General features: G+C 62.7%; 19 protein-coding genes. 13 read left to right on the forward strand and 6 right to left on the reverse strand.

Annotation, left to right across the window (positions count from 1 at the left end; translation table 11 throughout):
- Positions 1-13: 13 nt before the first annotated feature.
- Positions 14-1,666 carry an acyl-CoA dehydrogenase family protein gene (locus IB279_RS07015; protein WP_192339129.1) on the forward strand — a complete coding sequence of 551 codons (1,653 nt, stop codon included), beginning with the start codon at positions 14-16 and terminating at the stop codon, positions 1,664-1,666.
- Between the two features lie 25 nt (positions 1,667-1,691).
- Here the strand turns inward: IB279_RS07015 and IB279_RS07020 are convergent, their stop codons facing one another.
- The gene (locus IB279_RS07020; RefSeq protein ID WP_113188314.1) at positions 1,692-2,627 is read right to left on the reverse strand and encodes an AEC family transporter; all 936 of its coding nucleotides are present in this window, start codon (positions 2,625-2,627) and stop codon (positions 1,692-1,694) included.
- Between the two features lie 241 nt (positions 2,628-2,868).
- Between IB279_RS07020 and IB279_RS07025 the strand changes: the two genes are divergently transcribed.
- Positions 2,869-3,009, forward strand: a complete 141-nt coding sequence (locus IB279_RS07025) for a hypothetical protein (protein WP_089045732.1) — start codon at positions 2,869-2,871, stop codon at positions 3,007-3,009.
- Positions 3,006-3,347, forward strand: coding sequence for a DUF6105 family protein (locus IB279_RS07030; protein ID WP_192339130.1), 342 nt, complete (start codon positions 3,006-3,008; stop codon positions 3,345-3,347). Before IB279_RS07025 ends, IB279_RS07030 begins: the two co-directional genes overlap by 4 nt.
- On the opposite strand, the gene ruvX is transcribed toward IB279_RS07030, so the two are convergent.
- Complete coding sequence (gene ruvX / locus IB279_RS07035) at positions 3,293-3,778, reverse strand: Holliday junction resolvase RuvX (protein WP_090294502.1); 486 nt, start codon at positions 3,776-3,778, stop codon at positions 3,293-3,295. The two genes, IB279_RS07030 and ruvX, sit on opposite strands and share 55 nt — an antisense overlap.
- 81 nt (positions 3,779-3,859) lie before the next feature.
- On the opposite strand from ruvX, the gene IB279_RS07040 reads away from it, so the two are divergent.
- The 5 genes from IB279_RS07040 (at position 3,860) to IB279_RS07060 (ending at position 8,656) form a co-directional block, all read left to right on the forward strand.
- Complete coding sequence (locus IB279_RS07040) at positions 3,860-4,564, forward strand: metal-dependent hydrolase (protein WP_034795392.1); 705 nt, start codon at positions 3,860-3,862, stop codon at positions 4,562-4,564.
- A gap of 109 nt (positions 4,565-4,673) precedes the next feature.
- Positions 4,674-4,961 (forward strand): Asp-tRNA(Asn)/Glu-tRNA(Gln) amidotransferase subunit GatC, encoded by a 288-nt coding sequence (gatC, locus tag IB279_RS07045; RefSeq protein WP_034795408.1) that lies wholly within the window; start codon positions 4,674-4,676, stop codon positions 4,959-4,961.
- A 50-nt stretch (positions 4,962-5,011) separates the two neighbouring features.
- Complete coding sequence (gene gatA, locus IB279_RS07050) at positions 5,012-6,493, forward strand: Asp-tRNA(Asn)/Glu-tRNA(Gln) amidotransferase subunit GatA (protein ID WP_060583558.1); 1,482 nt, start codon at positions 5,012-5,014, stop codon at positions 6,491-6,493.
- 87 nt (positions 6,494-6,580) lie between these two features.
- The gene (locus tag IB279_RS07055) at positions 6,581-7,072 is read left to right on the forward strand and encodes a GNAT family N-acetyltransferase (RefSeq protein WP_089045734.1); all 492 of its coding nucleotides are present in this window, start codon (positions 6,581-6,583) and stop codon (positions 7,070-7,072) included.
- Positions 7,073-7,204: 132 nt separating this feature from the next.
- Positions 7,205-8,656 (forward strand): diguanylate cyclase, encoded by a 1,452-nt coding sequence (locus IB279_RS07060; protein ID WP_113188315.1) that lies wholly within the window; start codon positions 7,205-7,207, stop codon positions 8,654-8,656.
- Positions 8,657-8,733: 77 nt separating this feature from the next.
- Here the strand turns inward: IB279_RS07060 and IB279_RS07065 are convergent, their stop codons facing one another.
- Both IB279_RS07065 and IB279_RS07070 read right to left on the reverse strand, forming a co-directional pair.
- Positions 8,734-8,988: a YjhX family toxin gene (locus IB279_RS07065; protein ID WP_034795416.1), complete on the reverse strand. Its 255-nt coding sequence runs from the start codon at positions 8,986-8,988 to the stop codon at positions 8,734-8,736.
- A 207-nt stretch (positions 8,989-9,195) separates the two neighbouring features.
- Positions 9,196-9,474: a DUF1294 domain-containing protein gene (locus tag IB279_RS07070; RefSeq protein WP_060522221.1), complete on the reverse strand. Its 279-nt coding sequence runs from the start codon at positions 9,472-9,474 to the stop codon at positions 9,196-9,198.
- Between the two features lie 160 nt (positions 9,475-9,634).
- Between IB279_RS07070 and gatB the strand changes: the two genes are divergently transcribed.
- From gatB to IB279_RS07095, 5 genes are all read left to right on the forward strand, one after another.
- On the forward strand, positions 9,635-11,137 hold the full coding sequence (gatB, locus tag IB279_RS07075) for an Asp-tRNA(Asn)/Glu-tRNA(Gln) amidotransferase subunit GatB (RefSeq protein ID WP_113188328.1): 1,503 nt from the start codon (positions 9,635-9,637) through the stop codon (positions 11,135-11,137).
- A 2-nt stretch (positions 11,138-11,139) separates the two neighbouring features.
- The gene (locus IB279_RS07080; protein WP_113188316.1) at positions 11,140-11,634 is read left to right on the forward strand and encodes a GNAT family N-acetyltransferase; all 495 of its coding nucleotides are present in this window, start codon (positions 11,140-11,142) and stop codon (positions 11,632-11,634) included.
- Positions 11,635-11,760: 126 nt separating this feature from the next.
- Positions 11,761-12,228, forward strand: coding sequence for a GNAT family N-acetyltransferase (locus tag IB279_RS07085; RefSeq protein ID WP_113188329.1), 468 nt, complete (start codon positions 11,761-11,763; stop codon positions 12,226-12,228).
- 108 nt (positions 12,229-12,336) lie between these two features.
- Positions 12,337-12,732, forward strand: coding sequence for an NADH:ubiquinone oxidoreductase subunit NDUFA12 (locus IB279_RS07090; protein ID WP_034795438.1), 396 nt, complete (start codon positions 12,337-12,339; stop codon positions 12,730-12,732).
- Positions 12,733-12,857: 125 nt separating this feature from the next.
- Positions 12,858-13,310 carry a DUF2155 domain-containing protein gene (locus IB279_RS07095; protein ID WP_034795441.1) on the forward strand — a complete coding sequence of 151 codons (453 nt, stop codon included), beginning with the start codon at positions 12,858-12,860 and terminating at the stop codon, positions 13,308-13,310.
- Positions 13,311-13,347: 37 nt separating this feature from the next.
- Here IB279_RS07095 and aat read toward each other — a convergent pair whose 3' ends face one another.
- Together aat and accC are read right to left on the reverse strand one after the other, a co-directional pair.
- A complete protein-coding gene (gene aat / locus IB279_RS07100; protein ID WP_034795444.1) occupies positions 13,348-13,962 on the reverse strand; it encodes a leucyl/phenylalanyl-tRNA--protein transferase in 615 nt (204 codons plus the stop codon).
- A 10-nt stretch (positions 13,963-13,972) separates the two neighbouring features.
- Complete coding sequence (gene accC / locus IB279_RS07105) at positions 13,973-15,316, reverse strand: acetyl-CoA carboxylase biotin carboxylase subunit (protein ID WP_113188317.1); 1,344 nt, start codon at positions 15,314-15,316, stop codon at positions 13,973-13,975.

Genomic DNA, 15,316 nt, shown 5'->3' on the forward strand with positions numbered 1-15,316 from the left:
CTAGAACCGGCCCATGAATCAGATGAACCGGACTGAACAGAAACTCGCCGAGCTCAACCAGCCCAAGCCCTGGTCCGGTGTCAACGCCTATCGCTCCGATCCGCTGGTGGTCGACATCACATCGGGCATGAGCAAGACGCTGCGCGATGAGTTCGACGTGCTCGGCCGCTACGTCACCTCGCCGGAGGCCCAGGAGCTGGCGCGCATGGCGAACGAAGGTCCGCCGAAGCTGAAGACCCACGGGCCGCTCGGCGAGCGTCTCGATGTCGTCGAGTTCCATCCGGCCTGGCATGCGCTGATGCGCCGCTCGATGTCCTCGGGCCTGCACGCGTCCGCCTGGGAAAATCTGCCGGACGAGCGCAACCAGTCGCACAAGACGCGGGCGATCCGCTTCTATCTGACGGCGCAGCTCGAATGCGGCCATCTCTGCCCGCTGACGATGACCAGTGCATCGCTGGCCGCGATCACCGCGTCGCCGGCGGTGCAGAAGGAGTGGGCGCCGAAGATCCTGTCGCGCAAGTACGATTCCACCAACCGTCCGTGGATGCAGAAGTCGGCCGTCACCGTCGGCATGGGCATGACCGAGAAGCAGGGCGGCACCGACGTGCGCGCCAACACTTCGACGGCCGAACGCGTGGGCGAGGGCATCTATCGGCTGAATGGCCACAAGTGGTTCATGTCGGCGCCGATGAGCGACGCTTTCGTCATGCTGGCGCAGACCCGCGAAGGGCTTGCCTGCTTCCTGGTACCGAGGCTCCTGGAAGACGGCAGCGCCAACGGCCTGCGGTTCCAGCGGCTGAAGGACAAGCTCGGCAACCGCTCCAATGCGTCTTCCGAGGTCGAGTTCTCAGACACGTTCGGCTTCATTCTCGGCGCGCCGGATGCAGGCCTCCGCACGATCCTCGACATGGTGACGCTGACGCGGCTCGACTGCGCGCTCGCTTCCGCCGGCATGATGCGCGCCTCGCTTGCCGAAGCCGTACATCATACCCGCGGCCGCAAGGTTTTCGGCAAGCCGCTCGTCAGCCAGCCGATGATGACGCGGGTGCTCGCCGACATGGCGCTCGACGTTGCCGCGGCAAGCGCACTTTCGTTCCGCCTGGCCGAAGCCTTCGACAAGGCGCGCAGCAGCGTGGAAGACGCGGCTTACGCGCGGATCATGACGCCGGTTGCGAAATACTGGGCCTGCAAGATCGCGCCGGCTCTGATCTATGAGGCGATGGAGTGCCTCGGCGGCAACGGCTATGTGGAAGAGCGGGCACTGGCGCGCCACTACCGCGAAGCGCCTGTGAATGCCATCTGGGAAGGCTCCGGCAACGTCATGGCGCTGGATGTGCTGCGGGTTCTCGCCAAGGGCAAGGATCTGTTCGAGCAGCTCTTCGTCGTGCTGGCCCGCGATCTCGGCCCGTCCGGTCGCAAGACGATCGACGTGCTGCGCGCGGCCATGTCGCTGTGCGAGCGTGACGAGGGTGCGGCCCGCATGCTGGTCGAGCAACTGGCGCTCGCGGCCGCTGCCGCCGAGCTCTACCGTCTCGGTGCCGGTCGCATTGCCGACGCCTTCCTCGAATCGCGCCTGGCTGCCGGGTGGCGCTCGACCTACGGCATGCTCGATTCGCGCTTCGATTCCGCCTACATCCTCGACCTTCTCTATCCCCCTGCGGCCTGAGCCGCAGGACGTCCGGCGTAAGCCGTCAGCCCCCTGCGGCGTAAGCCGTCAGCCAGAGCACGAGCGGTATCGTGAAGAACGAAACGACCGTCTGGACGGTCGCGACCGCCGCATAGAGTTCGGCGTCGCCATCCATCTGCTTGGCCAGTAGATAGCCGTTCATCGCGGTCGGCACGGCCGCGCCGAGCGCGATGACCAGCAGAGCATCGCCGCGAATGCCGAGCAGGTAGCTCGCGCTCACCATGAAGACCGGCATCACGATCAGCTTGAGGAAGACCGCGAGCAACGCCGTCCTGCTGGGCTTCAGCGCATCGGATGCCCGCAGGCCCGCACCGACCATCACCAGGCCGAGGCTGAGCGAGGCGCTTGCCAGCATATCGATCGTGGCCATCACTGGGCCGTAGATCTTCAATCCGATCATGTTGACGAGAATACCGAGCACCGAGGCGACGATCAGCGGATTGGTGACGATCTTGGCGAAGAAGCGGCGGAAGTCGCGATTGCCACCGCCGAACCAGACGAGAACACCGATATTGTAGAGATTGATCGGGATGATCACGAGCGTCATCACCAGGGCGGTCAGTGTCAGGCCAATCGGGCCATAGAGTTTCTGCGCGATCGCCAGCGCCATGAACCCATTCCAGCGTGTCGCCGTCTGGAAGACCGAGGTGAAGGATGCACCTGATACCTGGCGGTTCCGCAGCATCGGCCACAACAGCAGCACGAAGACCGACATCAAACTGACGCTTCCGATCGTTGCGATCGCCGTCGCATCGGCCTTCAATCCGGCAAAATCGGCCTGGGCGAGCGTCGAAAACAACAGCGACGGGAAAAGGATGAAGTAGCCGAATTGCTCGAGCCCGAGCCAAAGACCCTGATCGATCAAGGTCGAACGCTTGAGCCAGGCGCCAAGCAGAACCAGGAGGAATACGGGAAGGATGCTTTCAAAGACGACGGTCATGGGGGAGGGCCTGCGTGCGGGACGTCTATCGCTACCTCAAATCATCGCCGACCGGAATGCGCTAGTGGCACGAGGCGGCGATCAAACGGGAGTGTCCCGCCTTCAAGGATCCGCGACCGGACTGCCCTGTGAAAATTAACCTTAACAAATGGTTTACGTTGCGCGGGTCGCCGCAAGGGCGGAGATTGATCCGGAATTTTAATGGATTCCGGAATGGAGCGGTTCGGTGAGAACTGGTCTTATGATCATCATGATGATGTTTTTTGCCGGACTGGCGCTAGATATCGCAGTTCCGGCTATGGTTCTTGTGGCCGTCGTGCTGGCTGACCGCGCGATTTACCCAGTTGTCTTTCGGCAGATCTCGGAAAGGGGAGCCGCATGAAGTGGTTTCTGATCCTTTGGGGCGGGCCGATCCTGCTGCTGGGCTCCTGGTACGCCCTGTCGTACTACGACATGAGCTTCGGCTTCTTTATGCTGACGCGCCAAACCCATGATCTGGTGTTCCAGATCTACGGAAACGTCCTCGGCATCCCGCCGGAAACCATTCCGCCGCTCGTAGCCCGCGCGATCGTCGTCGACAGCCTGATCGTTTTCGCCATCATCGGCTTTCGCAAGCGCCGCCAGATCGCCGCCTGGTATCGTCGCCGCTTCGGTGCCGCGGCCCCTCAGTCCGAGAGGCCGTCTCTTGCCAGCGACGCCAGCCTGTCGAGCGCGCCCTGAAGAATGAACGAGGCCGCGGCCGAATCGATGCGTTCGGCCCGCTTGCGTCGTGACACGTCCATCTCGATCAGCACCCGCTCGGCCGCGACGGTCGAAAGCCGTTCATCCCAGAAGACGAAGGGCAGGGGCGTTTTCTGTTCCATGTTGCGCACGAAGGCGCGGGTCGCCTGACAGCGCGGCCCCTCGCTGCCGTCCATATTGACGGGCAGGCCGATGACGAAGGCCGCGATCTTTTCTTTCGTCGCTGCCGACAGCAGCGCCTCCGCGTCCACGCCGAACTTGACCCGACGGATCACCTCGCGCGGGGTCGCAAAGCGGCGACCGAGATCGGAGACCGAGAGGCCGATCGTTTTCGTGCCGAGGTCGAGGCCTGCAATCGCCTGGTTCGGCTGTAGCTGGGCTGCGAGTTCTTCGATGGTGAGAATTGCCATGGGATTGTCGATTCGATCTTTGCGCGGAGAGTTGTCTGATCCATATGCTGTTGCGACAGACAAATCATCAGGGAGATCGTCATGAAGATCAAATGGCTCGGCCATGCCGCCTTTCACATCGAAACGGCAAAGTCCAAAATCCTGATCGACCCCTTCTTTACCGGCAATCCGGCGTTCCGCGACGAGGAGCGCCGGGACGCGACCGCCGGGCTCACCCACATTCTCCTGACCCATGGTCACGGCGACCATGTCGGCGATACCATTGCGATCGCCAAGGAGACGGGCGCGACGGTCGTTGCCAATGCCGACCTTGCCGCCTGGCTCGGCCGGCATGGCGTCAAGGCGCTGGAAATGGGGAACACCGGCGGCACGATCAATCTCGGTAGTTTCTCGACGACCTTCGTCAACGCGCTGCATTCGTCGGCGCAGCTGACCGAGGACGGCGTCTCGCACTCGCTCGGCAATGCCAACGGCCTGGTGCTGCATTTCGAGGACGAGCCGACGCTCTATCACATGGGTGATACGGACATCTTCTCCGACATGGCGCTGATCAACGAGCTGCATCAGCCGGAGATCGGCATCGTGCCGATTGGCGATCGTTTCACCATGGGCGGGGCGGTTGCGGCCCTGGCCTGCCAGCGCTTCTTCAAGTTCTCGACAGCCATCCCCTGCCATTACGGCTCGTTCCCGATCATCGACCAGACCCCGGAAACCTTCGTTGCCGGCATGGAAAGCGCGTCGACCAAGGTGGCGACGCCGCACGTCGGCGGCGTCGTCGAGATCTGATGTTGCGCCGGGCCTTTTGACGAGAGGCCCGGTCCTCCGGCAATTCCCCCGTTGCGTGGCTCGCCCTGCGCCATTATAGCGGGGGAAGTTCCAGTTACCGGAGACGATCATGTCCGTAGACCTTGCCACCGTGAAGCGCGTCGCGCGCCTTGCCCGTATCGCCGTCAGCGAAGAAGAAGCCGAACGGATGATGGGTGAGCTCAATGGCATCCTCGGTTTCGTCGAGCAGCTCTCCGAAGTGAATGTCGATGGCGTCGAGCCGATGACCTCGGTCACGCCGATGGATATGAAGAAGCGGACGGACACCGTATCGGACGGCAACAAGGCCGACGACATCGTTGCCAATGCGCCGAATTCCGATCGCAATTTCTTCCTCGTTCCGAAGGTGGTCGAGTAATCTCCCGCCAGCCGCCCCGACGTTTCTGATTGCGAAAGCCAGATTTTACCATGACCGACCTTACCAGCCTGACGATTGCCGAAGCCCGCACCAAGCTCGCCGCGAAGGACATCACCGCCGTCGAACTGACCGATGCCTATCTCGGCGCGATCGATGCCGCCAATGAGGCGATCAACGCCTACATCGCCGTCACGCCCGAAAAGGCACGAGAGATGGCCAAAGCCTCGGATGCGCGTATCGCCGCCGGCAAGGCCGGTGCGCTCGAAGGCATCCCGCTCGGCATCAAGGACCTCTTCGCCACCGAAGGCGTGCACACCCAGGCCTGCAGCCACATCCTCGACGGTTTCGCGCCGCGCTACGAATCGACCGTGACCCAGAACCTCTGGAGCGACGGCGCCGTCATGCTCGGCAAGCTGAACATGGACGAGTTCGCCATGGGCTCGTCGAACGAGACCTCCTACTACGGCGCGGTCAAGAACCCGTGGCGCGCCAAGGGCTCCAATCTGGATCTCGTGCCGGGTGGCTCCTCCGGTGGTTCCGCCGCAGCCGTTGCCGCGCATCTCTGCGCCGGCGCGACCGCCACCGATACCGGCGGCTCCATCCGCCAGCCTGCAGCCTTCACCGGCACCGTCGGCATCAAGCCGACCTATGGTCGCTGCTCGCGCTGGGGCACCGTCGCTTTCGCCTCGTCGCTCGACCAGGCAGGCCCGATCGCCCGTGACGTGCGCGATGCCGCGATCCTCCTGAAGTCGATGGCAAGCGTCGACGCCAAGGACACGACCTCGGTCGATCTGCCGGTGCCGGATTACGAAGCCGCGATCGGCAAGTCGATCAAGGGCATGAAGATCGGCATTCCGCGCGAATACCGCGTCGATGGCATGCCGGAAGAGATCGAAGCGCTCTGGCAGCAGGGCATTGCCTGGCTGAAGGAAGCCGGTGCCGAGATCGTCGACATCACCCTGCCGCACACGAAATACGCGCTGCCGGCCTACTACATCGTCGCTCCGGCCGAGGCCTCCTCGAACCTTGCCCGCTATGACGGCGTTCGCTACGGCCTGCGCGTCGACGGCAAGGACATCGTCGACATGTACGAAAAGACGCGCGCCGCCGGCTTCGGTCACGAAGTCAAGCGCCGCATCATGATCGGCACCTACGTGCTTTCGGCCGGCTACTACGATGCGTACTATCTGCAGGCACAGAAGGTGCGCACCCTGATCAAGCGCGACTTCGAACTGGCGTTCCATGCCGGCGTTGACGCCATCCTGACGCCGGCGACGCCGTCGTCTGCCTTCGGCATCGCCGACGAGGATCTGGCATCCGATCCGGTCAAGATGTACCTCAACGACATCTTCACGGTAACGGTGAACATGGCCGGCCTTCCCGGTATTGCCGTTCCCGGCGGTCTCGACCACAAGGGCCTGCCGCTTGGCCTGCAGCTGATCGGCAAGCCGTTCGAGGAAGAGACGCTGTTCAAGACGGCGCATGTGATCGAACAGGCGGCCGGCCGCTTCACACCCACCAAATGGTGGTAATCTCTTGAGGGGCGGTACCGACGAGGTACCGCCCTTTCTTCTTCGGTTGCATTGAAAGCCACTCTTGTCGCGGAAGGAGACCGCGTCATGCCCGTCATCCGCCATGCCCGCGCCGGCGACGTCGACCGGCTGGCCGAAATCGGCCTTAGATCCTGGCAGTCGGCAATTGCGGGCCTCGCCGATGGCGAAATGATGCGGCGCGTGGCCGAGGCCGCATTTCTCCGTTTTCTGTTCGATCACTGGCTTTCCGTTTTGCTCGTCGAAGGCGAGGGCGCCATCTGCGGTTGGGTGGCGTGCGAGAACTTCGACAATGCGATCTCCGATCTGTGGATCGAGCCGCAGCTCCAGGGCAGGGGCTTCGGCGGGCTGCTGCTTGCCGAGATCGAGCGTCGTATTGCTGCGGACGGATTCGACGCGGCCACCACCAAGACGCACGCGCGCAACGACCGCGCCGTGCGCTTCTTCCGCAATCACGGCTATGGCGTGAGTTGGCTGTCGACCGCCTATGCGCCGCAACTCGACAGCGATGTTGCCTTCATCGGTCTGAGCAAATCTCTGGAGCAAAGCCCGGATCACTGACACCCCGCCACCCCATGCATGGCAGCCACGCGCAAAGCCGGCTGGCCTATTCACACCGCATTCATTAGGCCCATGAAATATTATGGGGTATGACGTGGTGGCGGGGCACCGCAAGGGGGGCGCTTGTTGCAGATGCTGGATAAAACGGTTCCGCGACCGTTGGTTCTGAGACCTTTCCACCATTCGTTTTGGCTTGCCGGCCTGGGCGTGATCGTCTTCACCGCCTGCGTGCTCGGCATCTTGAGTCGCCCGGTCGGCATGCTGGCTTCGATCTGGCCGGCAAATGCGATCCTGCTCGGTCTGCTGATCAGAAAACCGTCGCTCGCCAGCCCGGCTGGATGGCTGACGGCGGCATTGGCCTACGTTCTTGCGGACCTGGTGACCGGCGCGGATCTCTATGAAGCTGCGGCGCTGAATGCGGCCAACATGGTCGGCGTCGTCATCGGCTTCCTGCTCTATCGCCGCTTTTCGCCGGAGCATCGGCACCTGCGCCGGGCGCGCTCGGTCCTTTACATGTTCGCTGCCTCCTCTCTGGCGGCGATGGGCGCCTCGCTCGTCGGAGCGGTCGCGGTTCACTTGTCCTTCGGCAAACCCGTCGCGGACGCATTCGTCGCCTGGCTCACCACCGAGCTGGTCAATTATGTGGTTCTGCTCCCGGTTTTCCTGGCAGCGCCGCTTCCTGAAGACGGTTTGCGATCCCGTGCCACGAGAACGGCGGTGTCAACGGCCTCTGCTTTTGCAACCGTCTGGCCGTTCGTCTCCCTGGTCTTGTCCTGCGCTGCGGCGCTCGTCATCGGCGGCCCAGGCGCTTTCGCTTTCCCGGTGCCGGCACTCTTGTGGTGCGCGCTCAGCTATGGCTTGTTCCCGGTGACGATCCTGACGGCGATCGTCTGTGTGTTGACGCAGATTGCCGTTGCCTCCGGCGCCCTGCATCTCGGCGTCAGCGGCGTTGCCGAGGAGACGCTCACCTCCACCCGGCTGGGGACGACCCTTCTTGCGCTCTGCCCGCTGGCGGTCGCCAGCGTCGATGCCGCACGACGGGCGCTGATTGGGCGCCTGTCCCATGCGGTCGATTATGATTTTCTGACCCAGTGCCTGGCGCGCGCGACCTTCATGGCGCGCGCGGCCGCGCTGATCGCAGCGCCGGTCGCCCGAAAAGGCGGGACCGTGGTAATGATGCTCGACATCGACCGCTTCAAGGCGATCAATGACACCTATGGTCACGCCGTCGGCGATCAGGTGCTGGTCTCGGTCGCAGGCGCCGTTCGCGGGACGCTGCGTTTTGAGGATCTCGTCGGTCGGCTTGGCGGCGAAGAGTTTGCCGTTGTGCTGGTTCGGCAATCCCCGACTGATGCGCTCAAGGTCGCCGAGCGACTGCTCGAGGCCGTGCGCGCGCTCCATATCGATCTGGAGCAGGGCGGAAGGATCACCGTCACCATCAGCATCGGCGCTGCCGAAGTCATGACCCGCGACACCGGTCTCGACGGCCTGCTGCTTGCGGCCGACCGCGCGCTCTACCAGGCGAAGGCTGCGGGCCGCGACCGCGTGCAATGCGCTGCCCCGTCGAGCGCTCACGCGACGTAAGTCGCTTTCCGTAAAGTAAAGTGCGCATCTGACGATACCGGGCATGCTGGCATGCCCGGTATCGTTCGTATTCGCCGCTAGCGGTTGTTAAGTTCGGAGCGCACGAGCTGCAGCCCGCGTTCCGTGATACGGTAGGGTTTTCCGCCGGACGATGAAATCGCCTTCTTCCGCTTCAATTTGCGGAAAAGTTCGAGGTCGAAGCCGGGATAGACCCAGCCGTCACGGGTGAAGCACCGGATTTCGGTGATCGCCTTGTCGTCGCGGGTGATTTCGATGCGGCCGCCCTGGGCCAAATGATGAAGAATGCGCTGTTCTGCGCGCGAGATGTCCATTGTCTGAATGTTCCGGAATCGCGTTCGTATGAACGCAGGAAAACGTTCCGCAAATTACTGAAGATGCGGGGTGACGTTTCCGGCCCGTGCGCGCAATCAAAGCGGATTACGCGGACGGGCTTTACCGGGACTCAGGCGAAGAACGGAACATAAAAACTCCAATAGAACGGTGCCTTCCTAAAAGGCCGTCGTTCGCGCGTCAAGGTGTCATTGCAACGCCAGGGTGCCAATGGCCGCCAGCGCCACTTGCAAGACGATGATCAACGCGAGGCGCGTGCGAAAGGGTTCCTTACGCGTCTTGTGTCGGAAGATATGGCGCGCCGTCATCGCTCCCGGGCTGCCGCCGAAAAAGGCGAGAGTGAGCAGGGTCCGCTCGCTGATCCGCCGTCGGCCGGAGCGCGCCGCTTGCTTGTCGTACCAGAACAGCCCGAAGGCCGCCAAGTTGACGAGAATTGCGAACGAGAGCAGGGCAGGGCCGATGGACATGAGCGAAGTCTTGCCGATAGGCGCTAAACGGTGGTTAAGAGAGGCTCGCTGTCCGCATGAGATTGCATATGGCGCTTCTGATCCAGCCGAACAACTTGCACCGGCGGACCAATTGTTCTACCGAGAAACCAAGAATTCAGGCTTCAAAGAAGAGCATGATATGAGCATTGTCGACGTCCGCACCCCCGATCCGAAACGCTTCATCCCCGGCGCCACTGGCGACTGGGAAGTCATCATCGGCATGGAAGTCCATGCCCAGGTGCTTTCCAATTCGAAGCTGTTCTCGGGCGCATCGACGGAGTTCGGCAATGCGCCGAATGCGAACGTCTCGCTGGTCGATGCCGCTATGCCCGGCATGCTGCCCGTGATCAACGAGGAATGCGTGAAGCAGGCGGTGCGCACCGGTCTCGGCCTCAAGGCCGCGATCAACAATCGCTCGATCTTCGATCGCAAGAACTATTTCTATCCGGACCTGCCGCAGGGCTATCAGATCTCGCAGTTCAAGGATCCGATCGTCGGCGAGGGCAAGATCATCATTTCGGTCGGGCCGGATCGTCAGGGCCAGTTCGAGGATGTCGAGATCGGCATCGAGCGCCTGCATCTGGAACAGGATGCCGGAAAGTCGATGCACGACCAGCATCCGTCGATGTCTTATGTCGACCTCAATCGCTCGGGCGTGGCGCTGATGGAGATCGTCTCCAAGCCGGACATGCGCTCGTCGGATGAGGCCAAGGCCTACATGACGAAGCTGCGCTCGATCGTGCGCTATCTTGGCACGTGCGACGGCAACATGGACGAAGGCTCGATGCGCGCCGACGTCAACGTTTCTGTGCGTCGTCCGGGCGAGGGCTTCGGCACGCGCTGCGAAATCAAGAACGTCAACTCGATCCGCTTCATCGGCCAGGCGATTGAATACGAGGCACGCCGCCAGATCGGCATTCTTGAGGACGGTGGCAGCATCGACCAGGAGACCCGCCTGTTCGACCCGAACAAGGGCGAGACCCGCTCGATGCGCTCCAAGGAAGACGCGCACGACTACCGCTACTTCCCGGATCCGGACCTGCTGCCACTGGAGTTCGACGATGCTTTCGTCGAGGCGCTGAAGGCCGACCTGCCGGAACTGCCCGACGACAAGAAGGAGCGCTTCGTGCGCGACCTCGGCCTCTCGGTCTATGACGCCTCGGTGCTCGTCTCCGAAAAGTCGATCGCCGATTATTTCGAGGCGGTTGCCGAAGGGCGCGACGGCAAGATTGCCGCCAACTGGGTCATCAACGACCTGCTCGGTGCCTTGAACAAAGCCGGCAAAGCCATTGAAGAGACTCCGGTTTCCCCGGCACAGCTCGGCGGCATCATCGATCTCATCAAGGCCGAGACCATCTCCGGCAAGATCGCCAAGGACCTCTTCGAGATCGTCTGGAACGAGAGCGGCGACCCGGCCGAGATCGTTGAAGCGCGCGGCATGAAGCAGGTGACCGACACCGGCGCCATCGAGAAGGCCGTCGACGAGATCATCGCCGCCAACCCGGATCAGGTCGCCAAGGTGCAGGCCAAGCCTTCGCTCGCTGGCTGGTTCGTCGGCCAAGTGATGAAGGCGACCGGCGGCAAGGCCAACCCGCAGGCTGTACAGGCGCTCGTGAAGGCCAAGCTCGGCATCGAGGAATAACGATGTTCTTCGTGCGCACGGCAAGCGAGCGCGACCTGGAGAAGGTTCGCGCTCTGCTGATCGAAACGTGGCACGCGACCTATGACACTTTCTACGGTGTCGAGAAGGTCAACGAACTCACGGAGCGCTGGCATTCGCTGCCGGCGCTCAAAGCCCGGCTCGCGCGCAAGAACGCCGAGTTTCTTGTTGCCGACGATGGAAGGCAGCTGGGCGGCATGGGCTATGCGGCGATGTCCGACACGCAAGCCAAGACGGTGGTGCTGCACCAGCTCTATGTCCTTCCGAAGTTCCAGCGCCAGGGCGTCGGCCGCGATATCTTCGCCGAACTCGAAACCTGCTTCCCGGACGCCGAGCGCATGCGCGTCGAGGTCGAGCCGCAGAACCTGCACGCGCTCACCTTCTATCGCGCGCACGGCTTTGCCGAAGTGGGCGAGACCCAGGTTGACGACCCGTCCGGTCTGCCGGCCATCGCTCTGGAAAAGCCGCTTCTCGGCTAGGCGATCCGTCCGATTGCCTGAAGTTTCGCATGCCTGTGGATAAGCTTGAGAGGCACGGCTCTGTCATCGCGCCGTTACCTCCGGGTGTTTGATCCGCGGGCGACGAACGATGTGAGCGAGGAAACCATGGACGCGACCGAACTCTTGATCCGCAAGGCCGAGCGTAAGGACCTCGAAGCGATCGTCGCGCTATTCGCCAATGATCCGCTCGGCGGCCACGGCGACACGACCGACCCCGAGGCCTTCGCGGACTACGCCGCTGCCTTCGACCGGATTGAAGCCTCGGCGCTGCAGACACTCTTTGTTGCGGTTCTTGAAGGGCAGGTCGTCGGCACTTTTCAAACCGCGCTGCACACGTCTCTGTCGGGGCGTGGAAGCTCCAGCCTGATCGTCGAAGCGGTCCAGACGCGTGCGGACATGCGCGGCCGTGGGATCGGTGAGCGCATGATGCGCCATGCGATCGGCGAGGCGCGGGAGAAGCGCGCAAAGAAGGTAAGGCTCACGTCCAACGCCGTGCGCACCGATGCGCATCGGTTCTACGAGCGTCTCGGCTTTGCGCGCAGCCACTTCGGCTTTCAGCTGCCGTTGAAATGACCGCCTCCGCCTCGGAATCACTGGACAAGCCCTGAGCGGCGGGGCATAAGCGGGAACATTGTTTTGGTATCTGGCCGCCTTCCCAACGGCCGGTCAAGGACGGCATCCATGAAGCTCCTGCTGCAGATTTTCACCTGGTGGAACGAACAGACGATCGGAACGCGCTTTCACACCTGGCGCCACGGTCAACGGGTCGGTCAAGACGAACTCGGTAATGTCTACTACCAGGGCGGCAAGGACTCCGAAGGCCGCACCCGCCGCTGGGTGATCTACAACGGCTACGCCGAAGCCTCCGCCATTCCGGCCGGCTGGCACGGCTGGATGCATCACCGGACCGACGTTTCTCCGGCTGATGAAAAGTACACGCCGCGCGAATGGCAGAAGGCGCACCGCGTCAATCCGACCGGAACGGCCAACGCCTACCGCCCGCAGGGCTCGATTGCCGCCACCGGCAAGCGTCCCCGCGTGACCGGCGACTACGACGCCTGGACGCCCGGCTCCTGAACAATCTGTTCTCAGTGACGACGACGGACCGCGGAATGGGTTCCTCGATCATGGCGCGGCCACAATTGATGGTTAGCGCCTGAAATCCATCGATGACGAACAGGATACGCGGGAGACAGGCGACTATGGCAGGTTCTGATCTGCGCAAGGCAATCGGCCAAGGAACACGGCGTTTGGGCTTGTCCCTGCTTGCCGCCTTGCCGCTGGTCGCATCTGCGGAAGCGGTTGACGCAGCCCGCCTTTCCAACGCCGTCGCCGTGTTCTCCGGTATCGACAAGATCACCGGCCGCATCACCACTTTCGACGTCTACATCGGCGAGACCGTGCAGTTCGGCGCCCTTCAGGTCACGCCGCGCGTCTGCTACAGCCGTGACGACACGGAAGCGCAGAAGATCACGACCTTCGTCGAGGTCGAGGAAATCACACTCGACCGCAAGATCCGCCGCATCTTCACCGGCTGGATGTTTGCCGATAGCCCCGGTCTGAACGCCGTCGAGCATCCGGTCTATGACGTCTGGCTGCAGTCCTGCAAGGCGACCTCGGACCTGCCGCCGCCGGACACCGCGCAGAAGCGCTGAGCGGCGGCGTATTCCCATTCTTTGAGATTTGGCTTGGTTAGAAGGCGAGGTCGGGCGACGACATCGCGTTCGCCAGAAGCACTTCGTATTCCGCCTTTGGCACGTCGATGGCACCGAACGACTTCAGGTGCTCGGTGGTGAACTGTGTATCGAGCAGTTCGAAGCCACGCGCCTTCAGTCGCTCGACCAGATGGACGAGGCAGATCTTCGAGGCGTCGGTGCGTCTGGAAAACATGCTTTCGCCGAAGAAGGCCGAGCCGAGCGAAACGCCGTAAAGTCCGCCAACCAGTTGGTCGCCTTCCCACGCCTCGACGCTGTGGGCATAGCCCATCGTATGCAGCGTCGCGTAGAGCGTGCGGATCTTGTTGTTGATCCAGGTGGTTGGCCGGTCGGGAGCAGGGGCAGCGCAGCCGTCCATGACCGCTTCGAACGCGGTGTTGAAGCGGATGTCGAAGGGCTTTCGGCGGATGGTTTTGGCGAGGCTGCGAGAGGTGTGAAAGCCTGCGAGCGGGATCACCCCGCGAATTTCCGGCTCGACCCAGAAGATTTCCGGGTCGTCAGCCGAATCGGCCATCGGGAAGAGGCCGATCGAATAGGCGCGCAGCAGCATGTCCGGCGTAATATCGGGCTGCTTGCTGCGCGTCCCCTTCAATGTCAGGTCCTTACTCGGACGTGGCGGCCAGATGCTTCTCCAGCCAGTGGATATCGTAGTCGCCGTTGGCAATGTCCTGATTATTGATCAGGTCCTGGAACAGCGGAAGCGTCGTCTTGATGCCGTCGATGACAAATTCGTCAAGCACGCGGCGCAGACGCATCATGCATTCGACGCGGGTACGGCCGTGCACGATCAGCTTGCCGATCAGGCTGTCGTAGTAAGGCGGGATCCGGTAGCCCTGATAGGCACCCGAGTCGACGCGCACGCCAAGACCGCCCGGCGCATGGAAATGCGTGATCGTGCCCGGGGATGGGACGAAGGTGCGCGGGTCTTCGGCATTGATGCGGCACTCGATCGCGTGTCCGGAGAACACGATGTCTTCCTGCCGGACCGAGAGGCCACCGCCGGAGGCGACGCGGATCTGCTCGTGCACAAGGTCGATGCCGGTGATCGCCTCGGTGATCGGATGCTCGACCTGAAGACGGGTGTTCATTTCGATGAAATAGAACTCGCCGTTTTCGTAGAGGAATTCGACCGTGCCGGCGCCGCGATACTTCAGCTTCTTCATGGCGTCGGCGCAGACCTGGCCGATCTTCATGCGCTGGTCGACGTTGAGCGCCGGAGAGTTTGCCTCTTCCCAGACCTTCTGGTGACGACGCTGCAGCGAGCAATCGCGTTCACCGAGATGCACCGCATTGCCGGCGCCGTCGCCGACGATCTGGATTTCGATGTGGCGCGGCTTCGAGAGGTACTTCTCCATGTAGACGGCGTCGTTGCCGAAAGCGGCAAGCGCTTCGGTGCGGGCCGTCGCAACGGCTTCCTCGAGGTCAGCTTCGCTGCGGGCGACCTTCATGCCGCGGCCGCCGCCGCCGGCGGTCGCCTTGATCAGGACCGGGAAACCGATCTTGCGGGCGACTTCGAGGGCGTTTTCCGGCTTCACTTCGCCGTCGGAGCCCGGAACGACCGGGATGCCAAGTTCCTGCGCCGTTTGCTTGGCGGTGATCTTGTCACCCATGATGCGGATGTGTTCCGCCGTCGGGCCGATGAAGGTGATGTCGTGCGCTTCAAGGATTTCGGCGAACTTGGCGTTTTCCGACAGGAAGCCGTAGCCTGGATGCACAGCGTCGGCACCGGTGATTTCGCAGGCGGCGACGATCTGGTGAATGTTCAGATAGCTATCGCGCGAGGGCGGCGGGCCGATGCAAACGCTCTCGTCGGCGAGGCGCACATGCATGGCGTCGGCGTCGGCCGTGGAATGAACGGCGACCGTGGCGATGCCGAGTTCCTTGCAGGCACGAAGCACGCGAAGGGCGATTTCGCCGCGATTGGCAATGAGAATTTTCGAGATCAT

Source organism: Ensifer sp. ENS06 (assembly GCF_014852205.1).
GTDB lineage: Bacteria > Pseudomonadota > Alphaproteobacteria > Rhizobiales > Rhizobiaceae > Ensifer > Ensifer adhaerens.

Coding starts and splice junctions, on each gene's coding strand:
- IB279_RS07085 (WP_113188329.1), top strand. CDS start 11,761: ATGGACGCGACCGAACTCTTGATCCGCAAGGCCGAGCGTAAGGACCTC.
- IB279_RS07020 (WP_113188314.1), bottom strand. CDS start 2,627: ATGACCGTCGTCTTTGAAAGCATCCTTCCCGTATTCCTCCTGGTTCTG.
- gatB (WP_113188328.1), top strand. CDS start 9,635: ATGAGCATTGTCGACGTCCGCACCCCCGATCCGAAACGCTTCATCCCC.
- IB279_RS07030 (WP_192339130.1), top strand. CDS start 3,006: ATGAAGTGGTTTCTGATCCTTTGGGGCGGGCCGATCCTGCTGCTGGGC.
- IB279_RS07090 (WP_034795438.1), top strand. CDS start 12,337: ATGAAGCTCCTGCTGCAGATTTTCACCTGGTGGAACGAACAGACGATC.
- IB279_RS07055 (WP_089045734.1), top strand. CDS start 6,581: ATGCCCGTCATCCGCCATGCCCGCGCCGGCGACGTCGACCGGCTGGCC.
- IB279_RS07015 (WP_192339129.1), top strand. CDS start 14: ATGAATCAGATGAACCGGACTGAACAGAAACTCGCCGAGCTCAACCAG.
- accC (WP_113188317.1), bottom strand. CDS start 15,316: ATGATCTCGAAAATTCTCATTGCCAATCGCGGCGAAATCGCCCTTCGC.
- gatA (WP_060583558.1), top strand. CDS start 5,012: ATGACCGACCTTACCAGCCTGACGATTGCCGAAGCCCGCACCAAGCTC.
- gatC (WP_034795408.1), top strand. CDS start 4,674: ATGTCCGTAGACCTTGCCACCGTGAAGCGCGTCGCGCGCCTTGCCCGT.
- IB279_RS07060 (WP_113188315.1), top strand. CDS start 7,205: ATGCTGGATAAAACGGTTCCGCGACCGTTGGTTCTGAGACCTTTCCAC.
- IB279_RS07095 (WP_034795441.1), top strand. CDS start 12,858: ATGGCAGGTTCTGATCTGCGCAAGGCAATCGGCCAAGGAACACGGCGT.
- IB279_RS07065 (WP_034795416.1), bottom strand. CDS start 8,988: ATGGACATCTCGCGCGCAGAACAGCGCATTCTTCATCATTTGGCCCAG.
- IB279_RS07070 (WP_060522221.1), bottom strand. CDS start 9,474: ATGTCCATCGGCCCTGCCCTGCTCTCGTTCGCAATTCTCGTCAACTTG.
- IB279_RS07080 (WP_113188316.1), top strand. CDS start 11,140: ATGTTCTTCGTGCGCACGGCAAGCGAGCGCGACCTGGAGAAGGTTCGC.
- ruvX (WP_090294502.1), bottom strand. CDS start 3,778: ATGGCAATTCTCACCATCGAAGAACTCGCAGCCCAGCTACAGCCGAAC.
- IB279_RS07040 (WP_034795392.1), top strand. CDS start 3,860: ATGAAGATCAAATGGCTCGGCCATGCCGCCTTTCACATCGAAACGGCA.
- IB279_RS07025 (WP_089045732.1), top strand. CDS start 2,869: ATGATCATCATGATGATGTTTTTTGCCGGACTGGCGCTAGATATCGCA.